Source organism: Pseudoalteromonas sp. H105, assembly GCF_001469215.1.
GTDB lineage: Bacteria > Pseudomonadota > Gammaproteobacteria > Enterobacterales > Alteromonadaceae > Pseudoalteromonas.
The window spans coordinates 585,533-609,052 of record NZ_LOFH01000001.1; the positions used below are offsets into that span (position 1 = coordinate 585,533).

The following is a 23,520-nucleotide window of genomic DNA, read 5'->3' on the forward strand; positions in this document are numbered from 1 at the left end:
CGTCTATTTAAAAATTAAAGTGACTTTATACCCATGTTATATAGGGTAAAGCCATAAATATCAGCATATTGATCAATTATCTTGCTTGTTGGTGTACCCGCACCATGCCCCGCATTGGTTTCAATACGGATCAGATATGGATTGCTCCCCGCTCCTTTCGACTGTAACTCTGCAGCAAATTTATAAGAATGTGCAGGAACAACACGGTCATCATGATCACCAGTAGTTACTAATGTTGCTGGATAAACAACCCCCTCTTTCACATTATGAACTGGCGAATATCCCTTTAAGTAATTAAACATTTCTTGGCTTTGTTCACTCGTACCGTAATCATAAGCCCAACCTGCTCCAGCAGTAAACGTATGATAACGCAACATATCAAGCACGCCTACCGCAGGCAGTGCGACTTTAAACAAGTCAGGACGTTGAGTCATAACAGCGCCTACAAGTAAGCCACCATTTGACCCACCACGTAGTGCTAAATAGTCACTTGACGTATACTTTTTCTCATTTAAGTACTCTGCCGCAGCAATGAAATCATCGAATACATTTTGTTTTTGCAATTGAGTACCTGCATCGTGCCACTCCTTGCCGTACTCACCACCACCTCGAATATTTGCGACAGCATATACGCCGCCTTGCTCAAGCCACGCAGCGACTGTTGAGCTAAAGCGCGGTGTTAAGCTGGCATTAAAACCACCATAGCCATATAAAATTGTTGGGTTTTTACCATTTAGCTTCGTGTCTTTTTTGTACGAGATGATCATCGGTACTTTTGTACCGTCTTTTGATGTATAAAAAACCTGCTCCGATTTATATTCCTCAGAATCAAACTTTGCGCCTGATTTACGATAAACGTCTGATTCACCTGTTTTTACATCAAATGCGAATGTGTTGCCTGGTGTAGTGTAATTTGCAAAAGAATAATAAAGTGTTTCGCTCTCTTCCTTACCACTAAAACCTCTTGCCGTACCAACGCCTGGTAAATTGATTTCACGGACCAACTTACCTGATTTATCAAATTGTTGAACTTTAGAAATTGCATCAACCATGTATTTAGCAAAGAAGTAGTTCCCTCCTTTTGACATGCTTAACACATTATCTGTTTGTGCAATTAAGTCTTGCCATTGATCAGGGGTAGGGTTTGTCGCATCAACCGTTACCACCTTCTTATTTGGCGCATTTAAATTAGTCACCAAAAAGAGCTTACTGCCTTCATTATCAAGTAAATAAGTATCTGACTCGGTGTGACCTAAAATTGTTATAAGTTTGCTATCAGGTTGAGTAAGGTCTTTTATAAATAACTTATTTCCTGATGTAGACACACTGGCTGAAATGAGTAAATAACGATTATCATCGGTCACTGATGCACCAATGTAACGGTGTTTTTCAGCTTCTGTGCCACCATAAACTAACTCGTCTTCACTTTGCGCTGTCCCTAAATTATGGAAATATACTTTGTGTTGATCTGTTTTAGCTGATAACTCACTGCCCTTCGGTTTGTCGTAGCTCGAATAATAAAACCCTTCGTTTCCAAGCCATGAAATTCCACTGAATTTAACATCAACTAGATTCTCTTCAATGGGTTGTTTGGTTTCAGTATCGATAATAATAATTTTACGCCAATCACTGCCGCCTTCAGAAATCTGATACGCAGCTAACGAACCATCTTCAGAAAATGTAAGACCAGACATTGACGTTGTCCCATCCTCACTAAAGGTGTTCGGGTCTAAGAATACTTCGGCATCTGCATCGCCTAATTTACGATAAAGTACATATTGATTTTGTAACCCATCATTTTTGTAAAAGTATGTGTACTTGCCTTCTACGAAAGGGGCGGTCACTTTTTCGTAATTCATTAATTTTTCAAGGCTGGCCTTTAATTTGTCACGATATGGGATGTCTTCAAGGTATGAAAAAGTCAGTTTATTTTGGGTTTTAACCCACTGTGCCGTCTCTTCGCTCATATCATCTTCTAACCAACGATATGGGTCAGCTACTTTCTGATCAAAGTAAACATCAACAACAGCCCCTTTTTTAGTATCAGGATATGCCAATGACTGCACACTAGGCGCTTCATTTTTTGCATCATTTTCATTTGAAGTAGAAGGTGCATCGCTACAACCACCTAACGCGACAACCACAGCGCAAGCTAAGACTTTCTTTAACATGATATCTTCTTTTATGATTATAAATTTAGTCAAGCACGTTATTTAGTAACAGAGGCGTTGTCTAGTCTAATGCGACTAATGCAGGCTAATACTGTGAAAATATGTAAACCTTTACTAATAAGGCGCTACAATGGGCTTTTATTTTATTAAGGAATCATAAATGAATAACAACAATAAACTCACTTCCTTTACTTCATTTGAACAATTTTACCCTTATTATTTATCTGAACATGAAAACAAAATATGTCGACGGTTCCACTTTGTTGGCAGTATGCTGGTGGTTTGTTTACTCGTATTTTCAGCATTAAGCCGCCAGTTTTATTTACTTTGGTTCATCCCTGTTATTGGTTATGGCTTTGCATGGATTGGCCATTTTTACTATGAAAAAAATCGCCCCGCTACGTTTAAGCATCCCTTTTACAGTTTATGGGGTGATTGGGTAATGTTTAAAGATATGCTTATTGGAAAAATCCCATGGTAGCCTCCCTTTTATTAATTACCCACAGTGCTATAGTAGCGGTAATTTTTGCTATTTAAGATATTAAAATGTATCGATTATTTGAGCGGATGACCAAGCCGTTTCCAGATCAAAAACCGTCTCAACCGCCCGCCACCTTATTTGCATTTTGCAGGCACTACACTAAAGGGATGGAGGTGTCCCTTTTCTTAATGTCTATTAGTGCTGCAATGCTGGCTATTTTGGAAGTGTCTTTGTTTAGCTACATGGGCCAACTTGTTGATTGGCTCGCAATCTATACCCCACAAACATTATTCACAGAGCAAAAATCTGAACTCATTAAAATGGCGTTAGTTCTGTTAGTTGTGTTACCTATTGTCGTATTTTTTCATTCAGCAGTTTTACATCAAGCACTTTTAGGGAATTATCCGATGTCGATTCGTTGGCTTGCCCATCGTTATTTACTTCGTCAGAGTGTTAGTTTCTATCAAAATGAATTCGCTGGACGGATCGCCACTAAAGTAATGCAAACCTCGCTTGCTGTGCGAGAGTCTGTAATGAAATTACTTGATGTACTGATGTATATCGTCGTTTATTTTGGTGCGATGGTATTTTTAGTGGCAGAAGCAGATTGGCGATTAATGATCCCGCTGCTTACATGGCTTGCTCTGTATAGTGCAATCCAGCTGTATTTTGTACCGAAGTTAAAACGCATTGCAAGCTCACAAGCTGATGCACGATCTGAGATGACAGGTAGGATTGTTGATAGTTACACGAATATTGCAACGATTAAGCTTTTCTCATACACGCAACGCGAAGAAGAATATGCAAAAGAAAGCATGGATGTATTTTTACAGCCTGTTTATAAACAAATGCGATTAGTTACCAGCTTAAATTTTTGCATAAATAGTCTTAATTATATATTGGTGTTTAGTGTTGCAGCCCTTTCTCTTTACTTGTGGTCTTTAAGTGCAATCAGTGCTGGAGCAATCGCTATCGCAATAAGTTTATCTTTACGCTTAAACGGTATGGCACAGTGGATTATGTGGGAAATTAGTAGTTTGTTTGAAAACATTGGCACTGTCAGCGATGGTATGAAAACACTTTCGACTAAAATTGATGTCGATGATAAGCCTGATGCGCACACTTTGAAGATAGATAAAGGCCAAATTAATTTTACAAATGTACATTTTAATTACGGCAAAGCGGCCAATGAAACCAACCGTGGACCGGTTATTAATGGGCTAAATTTAACAATTAAACCGGGAGAGAAAATAGGCTTAGTGGGTCGCTCAGGTGCCGGTAAATCAACACTGGTTAACCTTTTATTACGGTTTTATGATGTTGATAAAGGGACAATTCACATTGATGGACAAGATATCTCCAATGTGACGCAAGAAAGCTTACGACAGCATATAGCCATGGTGACGCAAGACACGTCTTTATTACACCGTTCTGTAAAAGAAAACATTCTTTATGGTCGACCAGATGCCACCTATGAACAAATGCTCGAAGTAACGAAACAAGCGAAAGCACTCGAGTTTATAGAGGATCTAGAAGACAGCAAAGGGAATAAAGGCTTTGCCGCTCAGGTCGGTGAAAGAGGCGTGAAACTTTCTGGCGGCCAACGTCAACGCATTGCAATTGCGCGTGTATTGTTAAAAAACGCGCCTATTCTGATATTAGATGAAGCGACAAGTGCCCTTGACTCAGAAGTGGAAGCTGCAATACAAGCCAGTTTAGATGATTTAATGACAGGCAAAACAGTGATTGCAATAGCACATAGACTTTCAACCATAGCGCAAATGGACAGACTAATCGTCCTGGATGACGGCGGTATTGTTGAACAAGGTAGTCATCAGGCATTATTATCTAAAAATGGTATTTATGCTGCATTGTGGGCGCATCAGACGGGTGGTTTTATTGGTGTTGATTAATAATCAACACCAATAACGTATTTATTTTTGCATACTCTCACAAACGCCGTTAGTTTATGGGAGTATGTGTGATACGTTTATTTATTGAGACTATTGAAGTAACAATATTTAGCTAAGCTTAGCCCGCTTTTTTATCCAATAATCAGCGCTCACAACACGCCCACCGCCTGTAAAAAACAAACTAAGTAGCATCGCAAAATAAATGGCAGAAAATTCGATGCCATTGTTTAAGATGACCGGTTTTCCGCGCTCATAAAGATAGTCGGGGTAACCGTTACTTTCAACCAATTCCCGTATTTTATCTATACGTATTTTAACCTCATCAGAATTTTTTAAACTTTCATCAGCACCAGGTATGGCAAACCAATTTAACACTTTTGCAGCACTAGTGCTTGAATCTGTCGGTGTAATTGCAAACCATCCATTATCCCAATGAACCGTTGTAGCAGCCACAACCATGGTAAACATAAGTGGGATAGTTATTAGTCGTGTTAATAGCCCTATTAGTAATAACCATCCCCCTAAAAATTCTGTCCACCCTGCAAGAAAAGCCAATACATCTGGAAAAGGTAAGCCTAAGCCCCACTCTTCGTTTCCAAACCAATTTACAACATCACTTGAGGCTAAAAAGAACTCAGAAAAACTCGTCACATTTTGGCTAATATTAAGCTTGTTATAACCAGCAATAATCATAACAGGGGCAAGTATTAGCCTGAAGACAAGTGCAGGAATACCCTCTGCAATTAATAACCGTTTTATAACGGCAGAATAGGTGTACATAAGAGTCGAAATCATAGCGGTCCTGTTAAATTTAATGCTCTAAATTACAAGACCGCTTAGGGGAAAGGTTTATTTCACTTAGATTGTACGTGCTACTTGAAGGGCTTCATAAATAGCTCGTTTAGCATCAATGGCCGCAGCTAATTTTGCTCCACCAATCACATGCACTTTTGGATTATCATCGAGTGAACTGAGCGCTTCATTATTTGATACCTGCCCGATACAAGCAATGACCGTATCCACAGGAAGTACTTGTTCTTCTCCAGCTACATTAATTGTTAAACCTTGATTATCAAATTTTATGTACTCACAGTCTGAAATTTGTTTAACACCGTGTTGTTTAGCTACTTGGCGATGGATCCAGCCGGTTGTTTTACCTAACTCACTACCAAAACGCCCTGCACTTCGCTTTAACATGTACAGTTGACGGCTATCTTTGTGGGGAGCGGCATCACATTCAATGCCCCATTGTGATTTAAAGTCATTAATAGTTTGCTTAGGGCTTTCGCTTAAAAATGCCACCATATCGAAACCAATTCCACCTGCGCCTAAAATTGCTATTGAGTTACCGAGCTCAACTTCACCTCGAATAACTTCATCATAAGCAAAAACACGTTTACCATCTTTACAACTGAATGTTGCTTCCCTTGGCCTTACACCTGTAGCAAATACAACATCATCATAGCTATCGAGCATTGATTCGGCATAGTCTGTTCCGAGTTCAATTTTTACATTTAACCGAGCAAGTTCATTTATAAAATACGTGAGTGTATAATTAAAATCTTCTTTGCCAGGAATACGCATTGCCAGATTGAATTGACCCCCCATATCCTGCTTTCTATCAATAAGCGTGACGTTATGGCCTTTTTGTGCTAGATAGCAACTAGCAGAGAGTCCAGCGGGGCCTGCGCCAACCACCAATACATTTTTTGCTTTTTCCACGTGCGTTAAAGGGTAATCTAATTCAAATCCAGCCTGTGGATTCACCAAACATGTAGCACGCTTACCTTTAAATACATGATCTAAACACCCTTGATTACACCCAATGCAAACATTGATATGTTTACTTTGCTGTGATTGATATTTATTAAATAATTCAGGATCTGCGAGTAAAGGTCGCGCCATTGAAATGAGGTCCGCTTCACCAGCATTTAAAATATCGTTTGCTATTTGCGGTGTATTTATACGGTTTACCGCGATCACAGGAATTGATACAACGTCTTTCAATCGTTTTGACGCTTCTTTGAAGGCACCCGGTGGAACCATACTTGCAATCGTAGGGACCCTAGCTTCGTGCCAACCTATCCCTGTGTTAAGTATATCTACCCCGGCTTTTTCAAGTGCTTTCGCTTGAATTGTCACTTCATCAGGTGTCGATCCATTTGGGATCAAATCCATTACAGACAACCTAAAAATAATAATAAAACTGTCGCTTACGCTTGCACGCACCGCTTCAACAATTTCAATAGCCATACGCATACGGTTTTCAAGGCTACCACCATACAGATCATCCCGCTGGTTAGTATGTGGAGCCATAAACTCATTGATGAGGTAGCCCTCAGAGCCCATGATCTCAACACCATCATAACCAGCTTTCTGTGCAAGCTTAGCTGAATGGGCAAAATCTTTAACGGTCTTATTTATGGACCCAATTGACATTGATTTGGGTTTATACGGGTTAATAGGTGCTTTAATAGCACTAGGCGCTTGATTGAAGGGATGATACGCATATCTACCGGCATGCAATAATTGTAAACAAATTTTACCGCCATTTTGATGCACCACATCAGTGTATGCACGGTGTTTTATGACATCATAAAAATTATTAAACGATGAAGAGATTGGCGTTAACTTACCTCTTATATTTGGGCTGTAACCCCCCGTAATAATCATCCCTGTGCCACCTTTAGCACGTGCTTGATAAAATGCTTTTAGACGCTTTCTATTATGCCAGCCTTCTTCTAAGCCGGTATGCATTGATCCCATTACTAAACGGTTACGTAAATGCGTATGCTTTAATTGTAATTGTTGTTCTAACATTTTTTGCCCCAAATAACTGGTCTAACCTCTATACATTAGCCAATTCTGCTAGATTGGCAAGCATTAAGCAATAAGTGAATAATAAAAACATAAAATTCGACCTCTAAGGTGAAGATATATTTAAACATAAACACTTAGTTACGATTTAACAGTTAAGTTTATTTTAGTTCTAAGCTACTATAGGATTAGTAATAAGGTGTACCATATTAAGGATTTATTTTGATAGCAAAGATATTTAAAGGTCTTTGGGCAGGGTTAAATTTCTCTCGCCGCTTAGTTCTAAACTTTTTATTTGTACTGCTAGTTATTTTATTTTTTGTTTCAATTACAAGTGACGAAGATAAAATTACAGTGGCAGACAAATCTGTGCTTAGGCTTAACCTCAACGGACCTATTGTAGAAGAAAAAACATACGTAGATCCTGTTGAAGCAGCAATTAATGACGCAACAATGGGCAATGAAGTGCCTGCTGAAATATTACTTGACGATATTATTACCGTTATTGATGAAGCCACCAATGATGACCGCATTACTTTGATTCTGCTTGATCTTCAAAAAATGCCCAATGCTCACCTAAATAAGCTGAAACAAATAACACAAGCTATTGAGCGATTTAAAGCGACTGGTAAAAAAGTAATATCAACAGGTTACTATTATACTCAAGCGCAATATTATATTGCAGCACATGCTGATGAAGTAACAATGCATCCTTATGGCGGCGTATCGATTGAAGGCTACGGCATGTTTCCGCTGTATTTTAAAGATGCACTTGAAAAACTGGCTGTTACACAACATATTTTCCGGGTTGGAACGTTTAAATCTGCCGTTGAACCTTTTATTCGCAATAACATGTCAGACGCGGCAAAAGAAGCAAATAGCGTTTGGTTAGGTGCATTATGGCAGGAATACAAGCAAGATATCGCGGCTGTGCGCCCTTTTGACGAATCGAATTTTGATGAAACAATGAATGAGTTGTTAGTTAAAATGCAAGCTGTTAACGGTGACTCTGGCAAATACTCTTTAGAAAACCAATGGGTCGACTCACTAAAATCTAACCAACAGATTAGACAACAGTTAATTGACTTAGTTGGTGCAGAAGAAACTGGTAAAACCTTCAACCAAGTTTCTTTTTATGATTACCTAACTCTCGTTAAGCCTCCAGTTGAATTTGATAACCCAATCACGGAGAAAGTTGCAGTGGTTGTGGCAAGAGGTACTATTGTTGATGGCGAGCGACGTGCTGGCGAAATTGGTGGTGACTCGACAGCTGCTTTATTACGTAAAGCGCGTTTAGATGATAAAGTAAAAGCCGTTGTTTTACGAATAGATTCAGGTGGCGGTAGTATGTTTGCCTCTGAAGTAATTCGTGCTGAAGTGCTTGCAATTAAAGCTGCAGGTAAACCTGTTATTGCTTCAATGAGTTCTGTTGCAGCATCCGGCGGTTACTGGATTGCCTCTGCTGCCAATGAAATTTGGGCTGCACCAAGTACAATCACAGGCTCAATTGGTGTTTTTGGTAGCTTTATGACTTTTGAAAACACGATGGCAAAAATGGGCATTTACTCTGATGGTATTGCCACGACTGAAATGGCAGGCTTATCAATTGCGCGTCCACTGAATGATAAAATGGCCCAAGTGATACAACTGAGTGTTGAAGATGCCTATAGACGCTTTTTAGATGTTGTCGCTGAAGCGCGAAATATGACACCTGAACAAGTTGATAAAATTGCTCAAGGCAGAGTTTGGATTGCCTCACAAGCGCTTGAATTGGGACTAGTTGATAAACTAGGGAATAAACAAGATGCGATTGATGCAGCCGCGGCAATGGCTAAGCTTGATTTTTATGAAGTAAAAACAATCGAGCACAGTTTGTCACCTCAGGAGCAAATGTTACAAGATATCTTCGGCAGCGCAATGATAAAATCATTCATTGGCAGCACAACGACGAGCAGCATGATTGCTGATAGGGTAAACGTGAACTCACTTGTCAATAAGTTCAGCACGGAGGTTAATAATTTAAAAGATTATAATGACCCTCAACATATCTATTCACGTTGTATCGTGTGTGATGTTATTGAGTAATTTAGTCTTCAACGACTGTACTCTTTAACCTCAACGGTTATACTAAGCCCAGTTTTTTTACTGGGCTTTTTTATGAAACGCAAACGTATATACATTGCATATACCGGTGGTACCATCGGTATGAAAAAATCAAGTCGCGGCTATATCCCTGCCGATGGTTTTTTAACACAAACTGTAGTCAATAACGCAGAGTTTAACCGTGATGAAATGCCTTTTTTTGATATACATGAGTATTCACCACTCATAGACTCATCTGATATGTCCCCTGCTCATTGGCAATTAATTGCAGAAGATATAAAAAGTAAATACCAAGACTATGATGGGTTTGTTGTACTTCATGGCACTGATACAATGGCTTACACAGCGTCTGCACTCTCTTTTATGTTTGAAAACCTTACCAAGCCAGTCATCGTAACGGGGTCACAAATACCTTTATCGCAATTACGTTCTGACGGCCAAGTAAACTTATTGAATGCGATGTACCTTGCAGCCAATTACCCTATCGCAGAAGTGAGTTTATTCTTTAATAATCAGTTGTTCAGAGGGAATCGTGCAACGAAAGCCCATGCTGATGGTTTTGATGCATTTGCATCACCAAATTTAGAGCCTCTCGCACTATCTGGTATCAATATTCAACTTTTGAAGGGACAACTTAGCCCCTATGTTGAAAACGAATTACAAGTGAATAGTATTACCCCTCAACCTATCGGTGTGCTTTATTTATACCCTGGAATTAGCCATGATGTCGTTAAAAGCTTAGTTAACGACAATATTAAAGCACTGGTTTTGTTAAGTTTTGGTGTGGGTAATGCTCCTCAAGACCCTGTTTTTTTAGAAATCTTATCAGCCGCGAGTAAGCGTGGGATCGTCATTATAAATCTTACGCAATGCTTAAAAGGGCATGTAAACATGGGTGGTTATGCAACAGGTAATGCACTATTGAACAGTGGTGTGATTAGTGGTTATGATATGACCCTTGAAGCCTGTTTAACCAAACTACATTATTTATTGAGCCAAAACCTTGAAGTAGAAACTATTCGCCATCTTATGCAAGATAACCTTCGTGGCGAACTTAGCCGATAAACACACTATCTCCCTTAATTAGATACAAAAAAGGCACGCTTTAGAGCGTGCCTTTTTTATTAAAAAATATTAACTAGCGCAATATACGGCGCAAACCAACAAGTGGTAACAGCAATAAACTGTACCATGGGAAGCTGGCAGATTGACGCTCATACGTTTCTGTCTCTTCGTCTGAACATGTGTCTACTTCACCTGCAACAGGTGTTAGTTTAACTGCAACCACCACACTTTCGTACTCAATGTTGCCGTCTAAACCTACTACGACACCACCCAACGTATCTGTTTTTTCTACGGTTTTTGTTGCAACGCCAAATATCTCATTATCATTGTTAATCGCTTTTGCTTCTGACATAAGGTACTTGTAACGCGTTTCACCATCGCTCTCGTAACATGGCAGTAAATCGTTAATGTTTGTTATTTCATCATCACCAATTTTGTACATAAACGCTTCACGACGGCGAGAACCAACGTTAAATACGTCTGTTTCACCTTCACCAACAATGATACCATTATCGTTTATATCATTTGCGAATGAACTTGAGCTGCCAAAGAAATCGGTTGGAAATACCGTAGAGCCAGTTGCAATATCGTGATAGAAAAACTTGTAGCGATTAGCGCCTTCAATCGGCTTTAGCGCATAACCAACAACAATATCATTATCGTTGATTGCAGTTGATTTACCATCAAACCAATCATCATCCTGATCTACAATTTCTTCAACTTTACCGTCTTTATAATAAACCGGCAGTGATCTAATTCTGCTAGAGCTCGTGTTGTCACGGATATCAGAAGTACCTGCAGCCACGCCATTACTATTAACAGCTAAAGCATTACTGACAAAAGCAAACCCTTCGTCATCCTCAGGAGTAACACCAAACCCTAATTGCTCAGTTCCAGTTACATTGAGGCTTGTATCTAATGTCCATTTAACAGCGCGAACATTAAACAGACGAGTTGATGTAGAGCGGTATAAGTTTTCAATACATACACTAATAGGCTCATCTAATCCATCACAGTTATCATCAATATCTTCTTGTCTGTCATCAGGAATACCGACTGATGTTTGTCCTACAACAACATAGCCATCGTCAGTTTTTACAATATCATTCGCGGCACTGATACCACCGAACTCATCAAACTGAGGGAGAATTTCAACAACGACACCGGTGTCTGAAATAACCGCTGCGCGGTTTATAAAGTCACGAACGAAGTGTGTCTCTTCTTCAGTTTCACCGTCAGGTGTAAATTGCACTTTTTCATAAGGTGAGCTTCCCCACCCTACAGATACACCATCGTCTGCAACCGCATTATAAAACGCATTAACTGATCGAGTTACACCATCGTAATCAACCGATGCGACATCAAAAAGTGTTTGCTCTTGGGCGGGTTGCTGGTTTCCCGGAAAACGAATTGCCGCTAAGTTACCTAATTTCTGGTATTGTGAATTGGTGCCACGAGCACTCAAAAAAGATAACATGAAACTGTGCGCATCTGGATTAGTCGCTGCTGCATTGTTATTTTCAATATCATCTAAAGTGAAAGTAATTTCTTTATCAATAAGTTCAAAGTTAGCTTCTGCCGCTTTATAAGCGTCTTTTATTAAACTATCATTGAAATCAATATAGCTGATATCAATAGGAAGATTATACAGTCCATTTACAAGCCCTATTAGATGACCATTTTCACTAACGTCTGTCACATAATTATGTTTTGCTTCATCAAATGAACCCAGTTCGGTCAATTTATAGGTAGCACTTAAAGCGGTTGTGCTCATCGTTGCTAAAATACTAGCAGCGAGTAATTTATATTTCATTTTAGTCCTTACTACTGATTCTTTAAATCTTCTAATTCTTCCCAGCGCTCTAGGGCAGCTTCAAGGTCAGACTCTAGTTGTGCTAAATGGTTCAATGCTTGAGAAGTGATTGTTGCATCCTGTTTGAAAAAATCAGCGTCGTTTACAACTACTTGCTGATCTTCAATTGCCTTTTCAATTTGCTCAAGCTTACTGGGTAATTGTTCTAATTCAAGTTTTAATTTGTAAGAGAGTTTATTACCTTTAGTCTCTGTTTTGTTTTGTGATTTTGAATCATCTTTTACCGCTGTTTTGGCCGGTGTCACAGCTTGTTTTTTTTGTTCTTCAGCAAGATAAGTTATATAGGCCTCATAGTCACTGTAACCACCTACTATATCCGTAATTTTACCATTGCCTTCAAACGCCCAAACACTCGTACATGTATTATCAATAAACTCACGGTCATGGCTTACAATTAGCACTGTCCCCTGATATTGATTAATAATATCTTCTAACAATTCAAGTGTTTCAATATCTAAGTCATTGGTTGGTTCATCCAGAACCAAGATATTAGAGGGCTTCAAAAATAGCTTTGCTAATAATAAACGGTTTTTCTCACCACCTGATAAAGCCTTAACCGGTGTTCGAGCTCGTGCCGGTGGGAACAAAAAGTCTTGTAAATATCCAAGCACATGACGTGAACGTCCGCCCATCATCACTTCTTGTTTACCCTCAGCAACGTTATCTTGTACTGTCGCCTCTTCATCTAGCTTTTGTCGATATTGGTCAAAATAGGCAAACTCTAGGTTTACGCCTTGTTTAATATCACCGCTGTCTGATGCTAAATCACCAAACAATAATTTTAACAGTGTAGTTTTACCAATACCATTTGGACCAACGAGTCCAATTCTATCGCCACGCATAACTAATGTAGAAAAGTCATCAGCAATCACTTTATCTTTAAAGGCATGGTGAATATGCTTTGCTTCAAAAACAAGCTTGCCTGATCTATCAGCCGTTTCAATATTAAAGTCAGTTTTACCAACTTGCTCTACACGCTGCTTACGTTCTACACGAAGTTGTTTAAGTTCTCTGACACGCCCTTCATTACGTGTGCGTCGTGCTTTTACTCCTTGGCGAATCCACGCTTCCTCTTCAGCTAAGCGTTTATCAAATAATGCATTTTGAGTTTCTTCAACTTTTAAATCATGCGCTTTTTGTTCAAGGTAAGTCGCGTAATCACCAGGATATGAGATCAATTTACCACGGTCTAAATCTAAAATACGTGTAGCAACAGCGCGAATAAACGCACGGTCATGCGAAATAAACACAATACCGCCTTTAAACTCTTTTAAAAACTGCTCTAGCCACATGACACTGTCCATATCCAAGTGGTTAGTAGGCTCATCAAGAAGAAGTAAATCTGGCTCGCTCACTAGTGCACGTGCTAACGCAACTTTACGTAACCAACCACCTGACAATGACTCTAACTTGGCCTCAGGAGAGAGTTCTAATCTGGTAAGAACCAATTGAATTCGACTATCAAAACGCCACCCATCAGCAGCTTCTAGCTGGTTAGATAATCGCTCTAATTGATTAAGTAATTTATCCGTGCACTCAGTTTGAAGTTGTGTGCTCACATGATGATAATCAATCAAAAGGTTCGCAATTTCAGGCATTCCTTGTGCGACATAATCAAATACAGTGCCACTGGCGCCTTTTGGTGGATCTTGCTCTAACCGGGAAATCTTAAGGCCACCAAGTTGGTTTATTTCACCATCATCTAAAATAACCTGACCATCAAGTACTTTTAAAAGCGTTGATTTACCAGCCCCATTTCGGCCAACGATACACACGCGCTCACCGGTTTCAATCACTGCATCTGCGTCATCTAAAAGTGGGTGTGTACCGTATGCTAACTGTGCTTTAGAAATTCTTATTAAATCCATGTTGTCTCTGTACTCTTATTCTGATTGCGTAAAACACTGCTGCACTTGAGGCGCAGTAAACGGCCAATTTAACTGCTGGCCGTGTTCGCTTTTTAAAACGGGGATTGTTAGTTGATATTCAGCTATTAGCTGTTCGCTAATCATGATGTCAACACGGTGCAAGGCAACCGTGTCTGTTGCCAGTGGCTCAATAAGTTCAAACGCTTCTTCACACAAATGACAGCCATCAGTATGGTAAAGGGTCCAACTAACCATGAGTTATTAACCAACTATTGTGGATTTGTTTGTTGCGTTTGAAATCTGGCGATAGCGTCTTATCAGAAATATTAACCGCTTTTAAACCAAGCCCAATTAAACCGACCTCGTCCATTGCAAATCCACGCTTATTATTAGAAAAGATAAGCGTACCTGAAGGACTTAAAATCTTTTTAACCCACGTTAATAATTTAATATGATCACGTTGAACATCAAACGCATCTTTCATGCGTTTTGAGTTTGAAAAAGTCGGTGGATCTAAAAAGATTAAATCATATTGACTCGTTGCATACTCTAACCACTTTAAGCAATCCGCTTGTTCAAATCGATAGCGCGTATTACTTATGTTATTGAGTTCAAAATTATCCTGACCCCATTTGAGGTAGGTTTTCGATAAATCAACGGTTGTTATCGCTTTTGCACCACCTAATGCAGCATGAACAGAAGCGGTGCCTGTGTAAGCAAACAGGTTTAAGAAACGTTTGTCCTGTGCATTTTCTTGGATATAGCGACGGGCAAGACGGTGGTCTAAAAATAAACCGGTATCCAAATAATCAAACAGGTTAACCTTAAATTTAGCCCCAAACTCTTCAATCACTTGTGTACGGTTTTGCTTGGCCATTGGGGTATATTGTTCTTCCCCTTTTTGCTTTTTACGTACCTTAACAGCTATATTTTCTGGAGAAATGTTAAGTTGTTGAGCTGTTAACGAAATCACATCTTGAAGCCGTTTGTGGGCAGTTGCATCGTCAATTTCTTTTGGCGCTGCATACTCAAAAATTACGGCAGAGTCACCATAAACATCCACAGCTACATTGTATTCAGGAATATCTGCATCATAAACACGATAGGCATGAACGTCATTTTGCTTTAGCCAGTTTTTTAAACCTTGCTTATTTTTTTTAACGCGGTTAGCAAACGACATGGACCCTTCAAAATTAAGAGCGGGCTTATCTTCTGATGTTTGACTTACCTGCTTGTCATCTAGCTGATATAAGTTAAGAACGACATCAAGCGGGCCATTTTTAAATTTATAACGTTTAAGCTTAACGAGTTTTAACAGTTTGAATAAACTTTCGTCCATTCCTAACAGCGCAAGTTTCCAATTATTAAAATGTTTTTTAAAGCCCGTGCCTAAACTGCGATGTAAATCAACAAGCTCAGCCATTGAACCTATTCGCTCGCCATACGGTAAATTTGAAATAACAACACCTGGTAATTTAGCAACTGAAGTTAATTTTGTGGCATCGCTTTGCTTAAATTTAATGACATCACCAAGCCCTGCACGTTTAGCATTATCAACCGCTTTACCCAGTACCTGACTGTCATAATCATGGCCAATTAACCATAATTTAGGCGCCGTAATTTGAGCAATTAACTCTTCTCGTAGCGCATTAAATTTGGCTACTCGAAAACTTGGTAATCTTTCAAAAGCAAATCCTTCACGGAATAAACCAGGCGCTTCGTTACGTGCCATACCAGCCGCTTCGATTAAAATGGTGCCAGCACCACAACAGGGATCGAACAAAGGTTGCTGTACGTTTTCAAGCCAACCACTGCGTTTTATAAGTGCAGCTGCCAAATGCTCCTTAATGGGTGCTTTACCTTGTCCCTCGCGGTAACCGCGTTCTGACAAACGCGGGCCTGAATAATCGATATACATGGCAACGCCTTGGCGAGATAATCGCGCAACAACGCGCACATTTGCATCTTGCTTATCTACATTTGGTCGTTGTTCATACAAATCATTAAAATAGTCTACAATTGCGTCTTTAATAACTAAACCAGAAAATTGCGTATTTTTTAATGCGTCATTAGTCCCATTAAAATCAACAGCAAACGTTTGGGTTGGCCCAAACCACTCTTGCCAAGGTTGGAGTCGTGCAAATTTATAAAGGCTTTCTTTGTCATTTACGCCCTCTTTTTCTTCAATCAACATCATGACACGTGTTGCAAAACGACTCATTAAACACACTTTTTGTGCAAGTGTTGTGTCTGCGTCAAAACGCACCGAACCCACTGTTTGTTTGGTAACTGTAGCCCCAACTTCAGTAAGTTCATCAACCAATAAATTTTCGATTCCGATAGAAGTAAGCGCGATAAATTGCAAAGTAAAAACCCTTAGTAGCTAATTGCGCGGGATTATAACATAGGTTGGCGTACAAACACGTGATAATGGGATGAAGGTGTGAAATTTACCTAGGGTCAGCTGGCTTTTACGGCTCAAAATTAGTTACACCTAGGAGCCTGATTAATCGCAGCGCGATGTTTGTAACCTCGTAGGCTAAGTTAAAACTGAGCAACAAAGAGTAAATCTCCCTAAGCAGTTTTACTACTTTGTGCTTGGGTATAAATAGGGTGTACCCGATTATTCAGCACTTTTATAACCTCAAATTGATTTAAACTAAGATTTTCATCTAATTGAAAGTGCTCAGATAAGCTAATACACAAAGAAGCATCTTCATTGTGATCAATGATCAAAAAATCACCACTCTGTTGACGGGAATTCAATTTAATAATCGCTTCTACACTTGGCTCACAGCCCGTGTAAATATCAAAAAACCAACTTTTAGCTAATACTGGCTTTAAGTGGTATTTTGCTGCTGTTGCATTTAATGCGATTTGACAAATTTCTGCAGCTTGCCACAAATTAAAAGAATCAAGATATTGATAAACTTGTTGATAAAAAGCAGCGTCTTCAAGGCTAAATTCACTGTGATGTAAAACAGAATCTGTTAATTGACGAAGTTTATAAGGCGTGCACAATTGCATCTCTTGGTTTAAGTCAACCAACAAACGATTTAGCTTCGGACAAGCTATCCATTTCCATTGTTTCGATGCTTGTAACATGCGCTGCTTAATGACTCCATTAGATCTTTAATTCTTAATTATAGTCGCTTCTGACCATTTAATACATGTTTTATTAGAACATTAATCGAACGATCAAAAGCTTACATAACTGATCCTTATAAGCCAGAAAGGATCGTATTTACCAATTGCGGGCCTTTGTAAATAAAACCGGTATACACTTGAATCAAATCAGCACCGTTATCCAGTTTTTCTTTAGCACTCGCTGCATCATCAATACCGCCCACTCCAATAATAGGTAATTTCCCGTGTGTTAGACGTTTAAGTTCTTTTACAACGTGGGTTGAACGCTCCCGCACAGGAAGCCCTGATAATCCACCGGCTTCATCAGCGTATTGTTGGCCTTGAACTGCTGCACGTTCTAAAGTGGTATTTGTTGCTATAACACCATCAATATTATTCTTAATTAAAGACTCACTGACTTGGCTAATTTGAACTTCATCTAAATCGGGTGCAATTTTTACAAGCATTGGTACCTGCTTGTTATGTTTTGAAATTAAATCTAATTGTTCGCTTTTAAGGCTTTGAAGTAAATCATCCAATGCTTCACCGTATTGTAAATCACGAAGGCCCGGCGTATTAGGAGAAGAGATATTAACGGTTATATAAGAAGCATGTTCAAAAACTTTACGCATACAATGAATATAATCGTCTTTACCTTGCTCATTGGGCGTATCTTTATTTTTACCGATATTAATGCCTAAAATACCGTCGTATTTTGCCGCTTTTACGTTATTAACAAGATTATCAACACCTTTGTTGTTAAAGCCCATGCGGTTTATAATCGCATTAGACTCTGGTAGGCGAAATATACGCGGCTTATCATTGCCAGCTTGAGGTCTGGGTGTCACCGTTCCGACTTCAATAAAACCAAAGCCCATTTGAGCGAATGCATCGATACATTCAGCATTTTTATCTAACCCTGCCGCTAGGCCTACAGGGTTTTTAAATTTCAAGCCTAAAAAGTCTACAGGGTGATCTGCTACTGATTGTGACCATGCTGCACTAAATGGTGTATTTGTAAATCGGCGCAAATTATGTAATGCAAATTCATGGGCCCATTCCGCATCACGGGTGAACATAAAACGGCGAGCAAGATCATAAAACATTAAAAAACCCTCTATATAAAAAAATACCCCAGACTAGGCTGGGGTATTGTAAGCTATTAACTTATTATTTTCACGTTAGAAAATAATAAGCGTATAAAAATGCTTATTTTGCTGATGTGTCACAGTTATGGCTAAGTAACATCAATTCACGTAATGCCACTGAGAACTTGGCAAAGTCATGGCTTTGTGATGTCTTAAACTCTGCAAGCATATGCTTCCAACGTTGTAACAATAACTCTTGGCTATCCATCCATTGATTAATTTGACTATCAACGTCTTTGTCATCACCTTCAAAGCCGTTTAATACAACCTGCGATAACGTACGTTGCTGCCAATCAAGCTCTTCACGATATGAAGCACGTGCTAGTGCTTGCCAATGATTAGCCACTGGTTGATTAGTAATTTGGTCAAGGAACCAATGCAAGCCCATACGAGCACCCAACTTGAAGTAGGTATTAGATACCATATCAATACTACGGCCAGAATTATTCGCAACTTCGGCCAAATCCATAACAGAGAATAAGCTTGAAAGTGCGACAATACGTTTTGCCAAATCAGCAGGTGCACCACTGTCTATTAACTTATCTGCCGCATTAACTAATCGTTCACCTTCACTCTCTACCATGTAGCTATTTAAATTGGCACTTAAATCGCTAAACGTAGGGGCGAAGAAAGCAATTGTTTGCTCTATATTCTGTGATTTATTACGGTGACGTAAGAACCAACGTGTTGCACGTCTAACCGTACGACGTAGTTGATACAACATTTCTGTTTGCACTGAGGCTGTTATCTTGTTGTCAAGCGATACAATCGCATCCCACGTTGCATCCATTTCAAATACTTCGTTCGCAACAGAGTAACAGAGCGCAACTTCAGCTTCATTCGCTCCTGTTTCTTCTTGCATACGAATCATGAAATTTAAGCCCATATCATTAACAATATTATTTGCTAATTTAGTCGCAATAATTTCTTTGCGTAATGGATGGTTATCCATTGCTTCATTAAACTTTTCACGTAAAGGAACTGGGAAAGAATTAACTAACAATTGACGATAGTAAGGATTCTCAGTGATCTCTTCTGATACTAATGATTCTTTCAACACCATTTTTGAATAAGACACTAATACTGAAAGCTCAGGACGCGTCAAATCTTTACCCGCAGCAGCGCGTTCTGCTAACTCTTCGTCTGTTGGAATAAACTCGATTGCGCGATTTAACTTGCCGTCTTTTTCAAGCGCATGGATAAAACGAATTTTTTCCTTTAATGTTGAAGAACCTTTAGATTGCGTAATCGAAAGCGTGTGCGTTTGACGGTAACAATCATCTAGTACTAATTCAGAAACTTCGTCAGTCATAGAATAAAGAAGCTCATCACGTTGTTTACGTGTTAAATCACCCGCAGTCACTAAACTATTTAGTAGAATCTTAATATTGACTTCATTATCAGAACACGCAACCCCCCCCACGTTATCGATAAAGTCAGTATTTACACGACCCCCTTTAGCAGCAAAATCAATACGACCTAACTGGGTAGCCCCAAGATTACCACCCTCACCTAGGACCTTAGCTCCTAATTCTGCCCCGTTGATACGTAGTGCATCATTTGCACGGTCACCTACGTCAGCGTCGCTTTCTTTGCTACTCTTAATGTATGTACCGATACCCCCATTCCAAAGTAAATCAAACTCCATCATTAGTGATGCTTTGATCAATTCATTGGGTGTCATACTAGCTTTCTTAGTGCCAAGCATTTTCTTCATCTCAGGGCTTAAGCTAATTGATTTAGCCGCGCGAGAGAAAATACCGCCACCGGCAGAAATTAAGTCTTTATTGTAATCTTCCCATGATGAGCGTGGTAAATTAAATAAACGCTCACGCTCTGGGTATGAAGTAGCAGAGTCCGGTGTAGGATCAACAAAAATGTGCATATGGTTAAAGGCTACTTGTAAACGAATATGCTTTGACAGAAGCATACCGTTACCGAATACATCACCCGCCATATCACCTACAGCAACCACAGTGAAATCAGTTGATTGACAATCTATATCCATTTCGCGGAAGTGACGTTTAACAGACTCCCACGCACCTTTAGCGGTAATACCCATTTTCTTATGGTCATAACCTACTGAACCACCTGATGCAAACGCATCACCAAGCCAGAAGTTATATTCATTAGCAATACCATTAGCAATATCAGAGAATGTAGCCGTGCCTTTATCTGCCGCAACAACAAGATAAGCATCATCTTCATCATGACGCGTCACATCTTTCGGAGGAACAATCTCACCTTGAATAATGTTATCTGTAATATCCAATAAGCCACGGATAAAGATCTTGTAACACTCTTGCCCTTCTTTGAAGAACGCATCACGATCACTTGGTAGCTGTTTACATACAAAACCACCTTTAGAACCAACTGGCACGATTACTGTATTTTTAACTTGCTGAGCTTTTACTAGACCCAGAACTTCAGTACGAAAATCTTCACGACGGTCTGACCAACGTAAACCACCACGCGCAACCTTACCACCACGTAAATGCACACCTTCAACACGCGGCGAGTAAACAAATATCTCGAATGCTGGCAATGGGAGTGGCATATCTGGAATTAAACTTGGCTGAACCTTAAACGAGACGTAAGACTTAAACACGCCTGTATTATCTTTTTGGAAATAGTTAGTACGAAGCGTTGCAATGATCATATCCACGTATAAACGTATGATACGGTCATCATCTAAGTTAGCAACATTTTCAAGTTCAAGATAAATTTGAGCGATCAATTTATCAAGGGTCTTGCTACTTGCAGGGCTTTTAACAGAGAATTTTTTTGCGAATAAATTTACGATCTGCGTAGCAATATGCGGGTAATTAGCAAACGTACTTTCAATATACGTTTGTGAGAATGTGACCCCTATTTGGCGCATATATTTAGCATAAGCACGCAAAATTGATGCCTCACGACCCGTTAAGCCACCCATTAAAACTAAGCGGTTAAAACCGTCATTCTCTAGGCGGTTATTCCAAACATTGGTCAGTGCTGCACGAAAACGCGCTGATATTTTATCGAAATCAGCAACACCTTGGTTGTCGAGTAACATTGAGAAGTCCATGATCCAATTAATACGACCATCACTTGTTTTTACCGAATAAGGTGTTTCACCAATAACACGTAGTCCAAAGTTTTCAAGCATTGGCATGACATCAGATAAGTGAATTGGCTCATCTTTATGGAATAAGCTCAAGCGTACAATGTTTGTATTCGCTTCTTCTTGAGGGCGATAAAACAACATTTCTAGTTTGTTTTCATCATTAAGCAACTCAAGTTTTTCAATGTCTACAACTGCAGCACTTGGTAACACCTCATCTTTATAAGACCGTGCAAATGCATTGCTATACTTACGATTAAGGTCATTACCACGAGACTCACCCGCAGATTCAAGTAATGCAGATTGTAGTTTATCTTCCCATGTGCGGGCCGCTTCAATTAAATTATTTTCTATGTCTTTCACTTTGTATTCGATATCGTTGTTGGTTACACGAACAGTGTAATGTGTGCGGGCTAAAGTCGATTCAGAGAAGAAAGTAGTAAATTCTACTTTTTCGTCAGAATTAAAAGCATTCCCTAAGATGACTTGTGTTTCACGACGAAGTGCTGTGTTGTAGCGCTCACGTGGAACATAAACCATGCATGAGAAAAAGCGACCATAGGCATCTTTACGAACAAACAAGCGACACATATCGCGTTCTTGGACCTGTAATACGCCCATTGCAACTTCGAGAAGCTCATTTTCACGTGCTTGTACTAACTCATCACGCGGGTATGTTTCTAAAATATTCAAAACTGCTTTATATGCGTGTGTACCTTTAGCAAAATCACACATTTCCATAATGCGATTTATTTTACTTTTTAGTACCGGTACATCTGCTGCGCTGTTGTTATAAAAACTAGACGAAAATAAACCGATAAAGCGATCTTCGCCAATCACATTGCCTTCATCATCAAAGCGCTTTACACCAACATAATCGATATAAGCCGGACGATGCACACGAGAAAGTGAATTAGTTTTGGTTAAAATCAGTAAATTACTACTTCGAGCTTCTTGGCGAGCAACTTCTGGTAATTCTGATAATAAACGAGTGTGATCATCTGTGACGTTTTTCATCAAACCTAAGCTTGAATCCATTTTACCCTTTAATTGGTAATCACCTTGAACAGGCTGCAAATCATATTGGCGATAACCCATTAATGTGAAGTTATCTTTCACAAGCCAATCTAAAAATTCGACCGTTTCTGCAACTTCTACTTTATTAGATGTATGCTTTCTTGTTGGCAAATCTTTGCTTACTGATATGAGTTTTTCACGGATTGGTTGCCAATCTTCGACTGCGGTTGAGACATCAACTAAAACCGATTCTAGTTCTTGTTTGAAAGAATCAATCACACCAGAGTCAGTTTGACGATCAATTTCTATAAAGAAAACAGTTTTTGTTGATGTTGATTCTTGCTCTGCTTTTAAATTCGATATTGCAGAGATTTGACCAGTACTGTCGCGTTGAACTTTTAACGGAGAATGCAGTAATAAGTGAGATGCGATATTAGCACGGCTCATAGCCATACGTACTGAATCAACTAAAAATGGCATGTCTTTAGCAATAATTTCAACAATCGTATGTGATGATTGCCAACCATCTTTAGCTACTTCAGGATTAAAAACACGGATAACCGCATTATCTGAGTTATTTTTTTCTAGCGAGTTCCATAGGCTTAGTGCAGCGCCATATAAGTCACTATCGTTGCGATTTGCCAAATCCTCTTTAGACATATTGCTGTACAAGGCTTTGGCGAATTTCTCAACGAGTAACACATTATCAGCGTGAACTTTTTTTTGGATCAGCTTGCAGACATTATCTAAGATAACCGAGGCTTGCCCTTCATTTCGTGTCATTGTATGTTCCTTAATCTATTACTACCCTTTGTGGATAGAATATGTGTACAGC

General features: G+C 39.3%; 14 protein-coding genes. 4 read left to right on the forward strand and 10 right to left on the reverse strand.

The genetic code is table 11. From position 1 onward, the window contains the following. Nucleotides 1-14: 14 nt before the first annotated feature. On the reverse strand, nucleotides 15-2,171 hold the full coding sequence (locus ATS75_RS02565) for a prolyl oligopeptidase family serine peptidase (protein ID WP_058558849.1): 2,157 nt from the start codon (nucleotides 2,169-2,171) through the stop codon (nucleotides 15-17). Nucleotides 2,172-2,331: 160 nt separating this feature from the next. Here ATS75_RS02565 and ATS75_RS02570 point away from each other — a divergent pair, with 160 nt between their 5' ends. Together ATS75_RS02570 and ATS75_RS02575 are read left to right on the forward strand one after the other, a co-directional pair. Next, a complete protein-coding gene (locus ATS75_RS02570) occupies nucleotides 2,332-2,652 on the forward strand; it encodes a DUF962 domain-containing protein (protein WP_058558850.1) in 321 nt (106 codons plus the stop codon). A gap of 65 nt (nucleotides 2,653-2,717) precedes the next feature. Continuing rightward, nucleotides 2,718-4,565: an ABC transporter ATP-binding protein gene (locus ATS75_RS02575; protein WP_058558851.1), complete on the forward strand. Its 1,848-nt coding sequence runs from the start codon at nucleotides 2,718-2,720 to the stop codon at nucleotides 4,563-4,565. A 108-nt stretch (nucleotides 4,566-4,673) separates the two neighbouring features. Here the strand turns inward: ATS75_RS02575 and ATS75_RS02580 are convergent, their stop codons facing one another. Both ATS75_RS02580 and ATS75_RS02585 read right to left on the reverse strand, forming a co-directional pair. Further along, nucleotides 4,674-5,360, reverse strand: coding sequence for a DoxX family protein (locus ATS75_RS02580; protein WP_058558852.1), 687 nt, complete (start codon nucleotides 5,358-5,360; stop codon nucleotides 4,674-4,676). 63 nt (nucleotides 5,361-5,423) lie between these two features. Further along, nucleotides 5,424-7,385 carry an FAD-dependent oxidoreductase gene (locus ATS75_RS02585; protein WP_058558853.1) on the reverse strand — a complete coding sequence of 654 codons (1,962 nt, stop codon included), beginning with the start codon at nucleotides 7,383-7,385 and terminating at the stop codon, nucleotides 5,424-5,426. Nucleotides 7,386-7,604: 219 nt separating this feature from the next. On the opposite strand from ATS75_RS02585, the gene sppA reads away from it, so the two are divergent. Together sppA and ansA are read left to right on the forward strand one after the other, a co-directional pair. After that, entirely contained in the window at nucleotides 7,605-9,467 is a 1,863-nt protein-coding gene (gene sppA / locus ATS75_RS02590) for a signal peptide peptidase SppA (RefSeq protein ID WP_058558854.1), read from the forward strand. A gap of 72 nt (nucleotides 9,468-9,539) precedes the next feature. Next, nucleotides 9,540-10,550 (forward strand): asparaginase, encoded by a 1,011-nt coding sequence (gene ansA, locus ATS75_RS02595; RefSeq protein WP_058558855.1) that lies wholly within the window; start codon nucleotides 9,540-9,542, stop codon nucleotides 10,548-10,550. Between the two features lie 73 nt (nucleotides 10,551-10,623). Here the strand turns inward: ansA and ATS75_RS02600 are convergent, their stop codons facing one another. From ATS75_RS02600 to ATS75_RS02630, 7 genes are all read right to left on the reverse strand, one after another. After that, on the reverse strand, nucleotides 10,624-12,363 hold the full coding sequence (locus tag ATS75_RS02600) for a DUF3466 family protein (RefSeq protein WP_058558856.1): 1,740 nt from the start codon (nucleotides 12,361-12,363) through the stop codon (nucleotides 10,624-10,626). Nucleotides 12,364-12,374: 11 nt separating this feature from the next. After that, entirely contained in the window at nucleotides 12,375-14,291 is a 1,917-nt protein-coding gene (locus ATS75_RS02605) for an ABC transporter ATP-binding protein (RefSeq protein ID WP_058558857.1), read from the reverse strand. Nucleotides 14,292-14,306: 15 nt separating this feature from the next. Further along, nucleotides 14,307-14,546, reverse strand: coding sequence for a glutaredoxin family protein (locus tag ATS75_RS02610; RefSeq protein ID WP_058558858.1), 240 nt, complete (start codon nucleotides 14,544-14,546; stop codon nucleotides 14,307-14,309). Further along, complete coding sequence (rlmKL, locus tag ATS75_RS02615; RefSeq protein WP_058558859.1) at nucleotides 14,539-16,656, reverse strand: bifunctional 23S rRNA (guanine(2069)-N(7))-methyltransferase RlmK/23S rRNA (guanine(2445)-N(2))-methyltransferase RlmL; 2,118 nt, start codon at nucleotides 16,654-16,656, stop codon at nucleotides 14,539-14,541. The genes ATS75_RS02610 and rlmKL overlap by 8 nt, the downstream gene beginning before the upstream one ends. Before the next feature lie 209 nt (nucleotides 16,657-16,865). After that, nucleotides 16,866-17,396, reverse strand: a complete 531-nt coding sequence (locus tag ATS75_RS02620) for a cell division protein ZapC domain-containing protein (protein WP_058558860.1) — start codon at nucleotides 17,394-17,396, stop codon at nucleotides 16,866-16,868. A 116-nt stretch (nucleotides 17,397-17,512) separates the two neighbouring features. Then, complete coding sequence (gene pyrD, locus ATS75_RS02625) at nucleotides 17,513-18,523, reverse strand: quinone-dependent dihydroorotate dehydrogenase (protein WP_058558861.1); 1,011 nt, start codon at nucleotides 18,521-18,523, stop codon at nucleotides 17,513-17,515. 103 nt (nucleotides 18,524-18,626) lie between these two features. Further along, nucleotides 18,627-23,468: an NAD-glutamate dehydrogenase gene (locus ATS75_RS02630; protein ID WP_058558862.1), complete on the reverse strand. Its 4,842-nt coding sequence runs from the start codon at nucleotides 23,466-23,468 to the stop codon at nucleotides 18,627-18,629. Nucleotides 23,469-23,520: the final 52 nt, after the last annotated feature.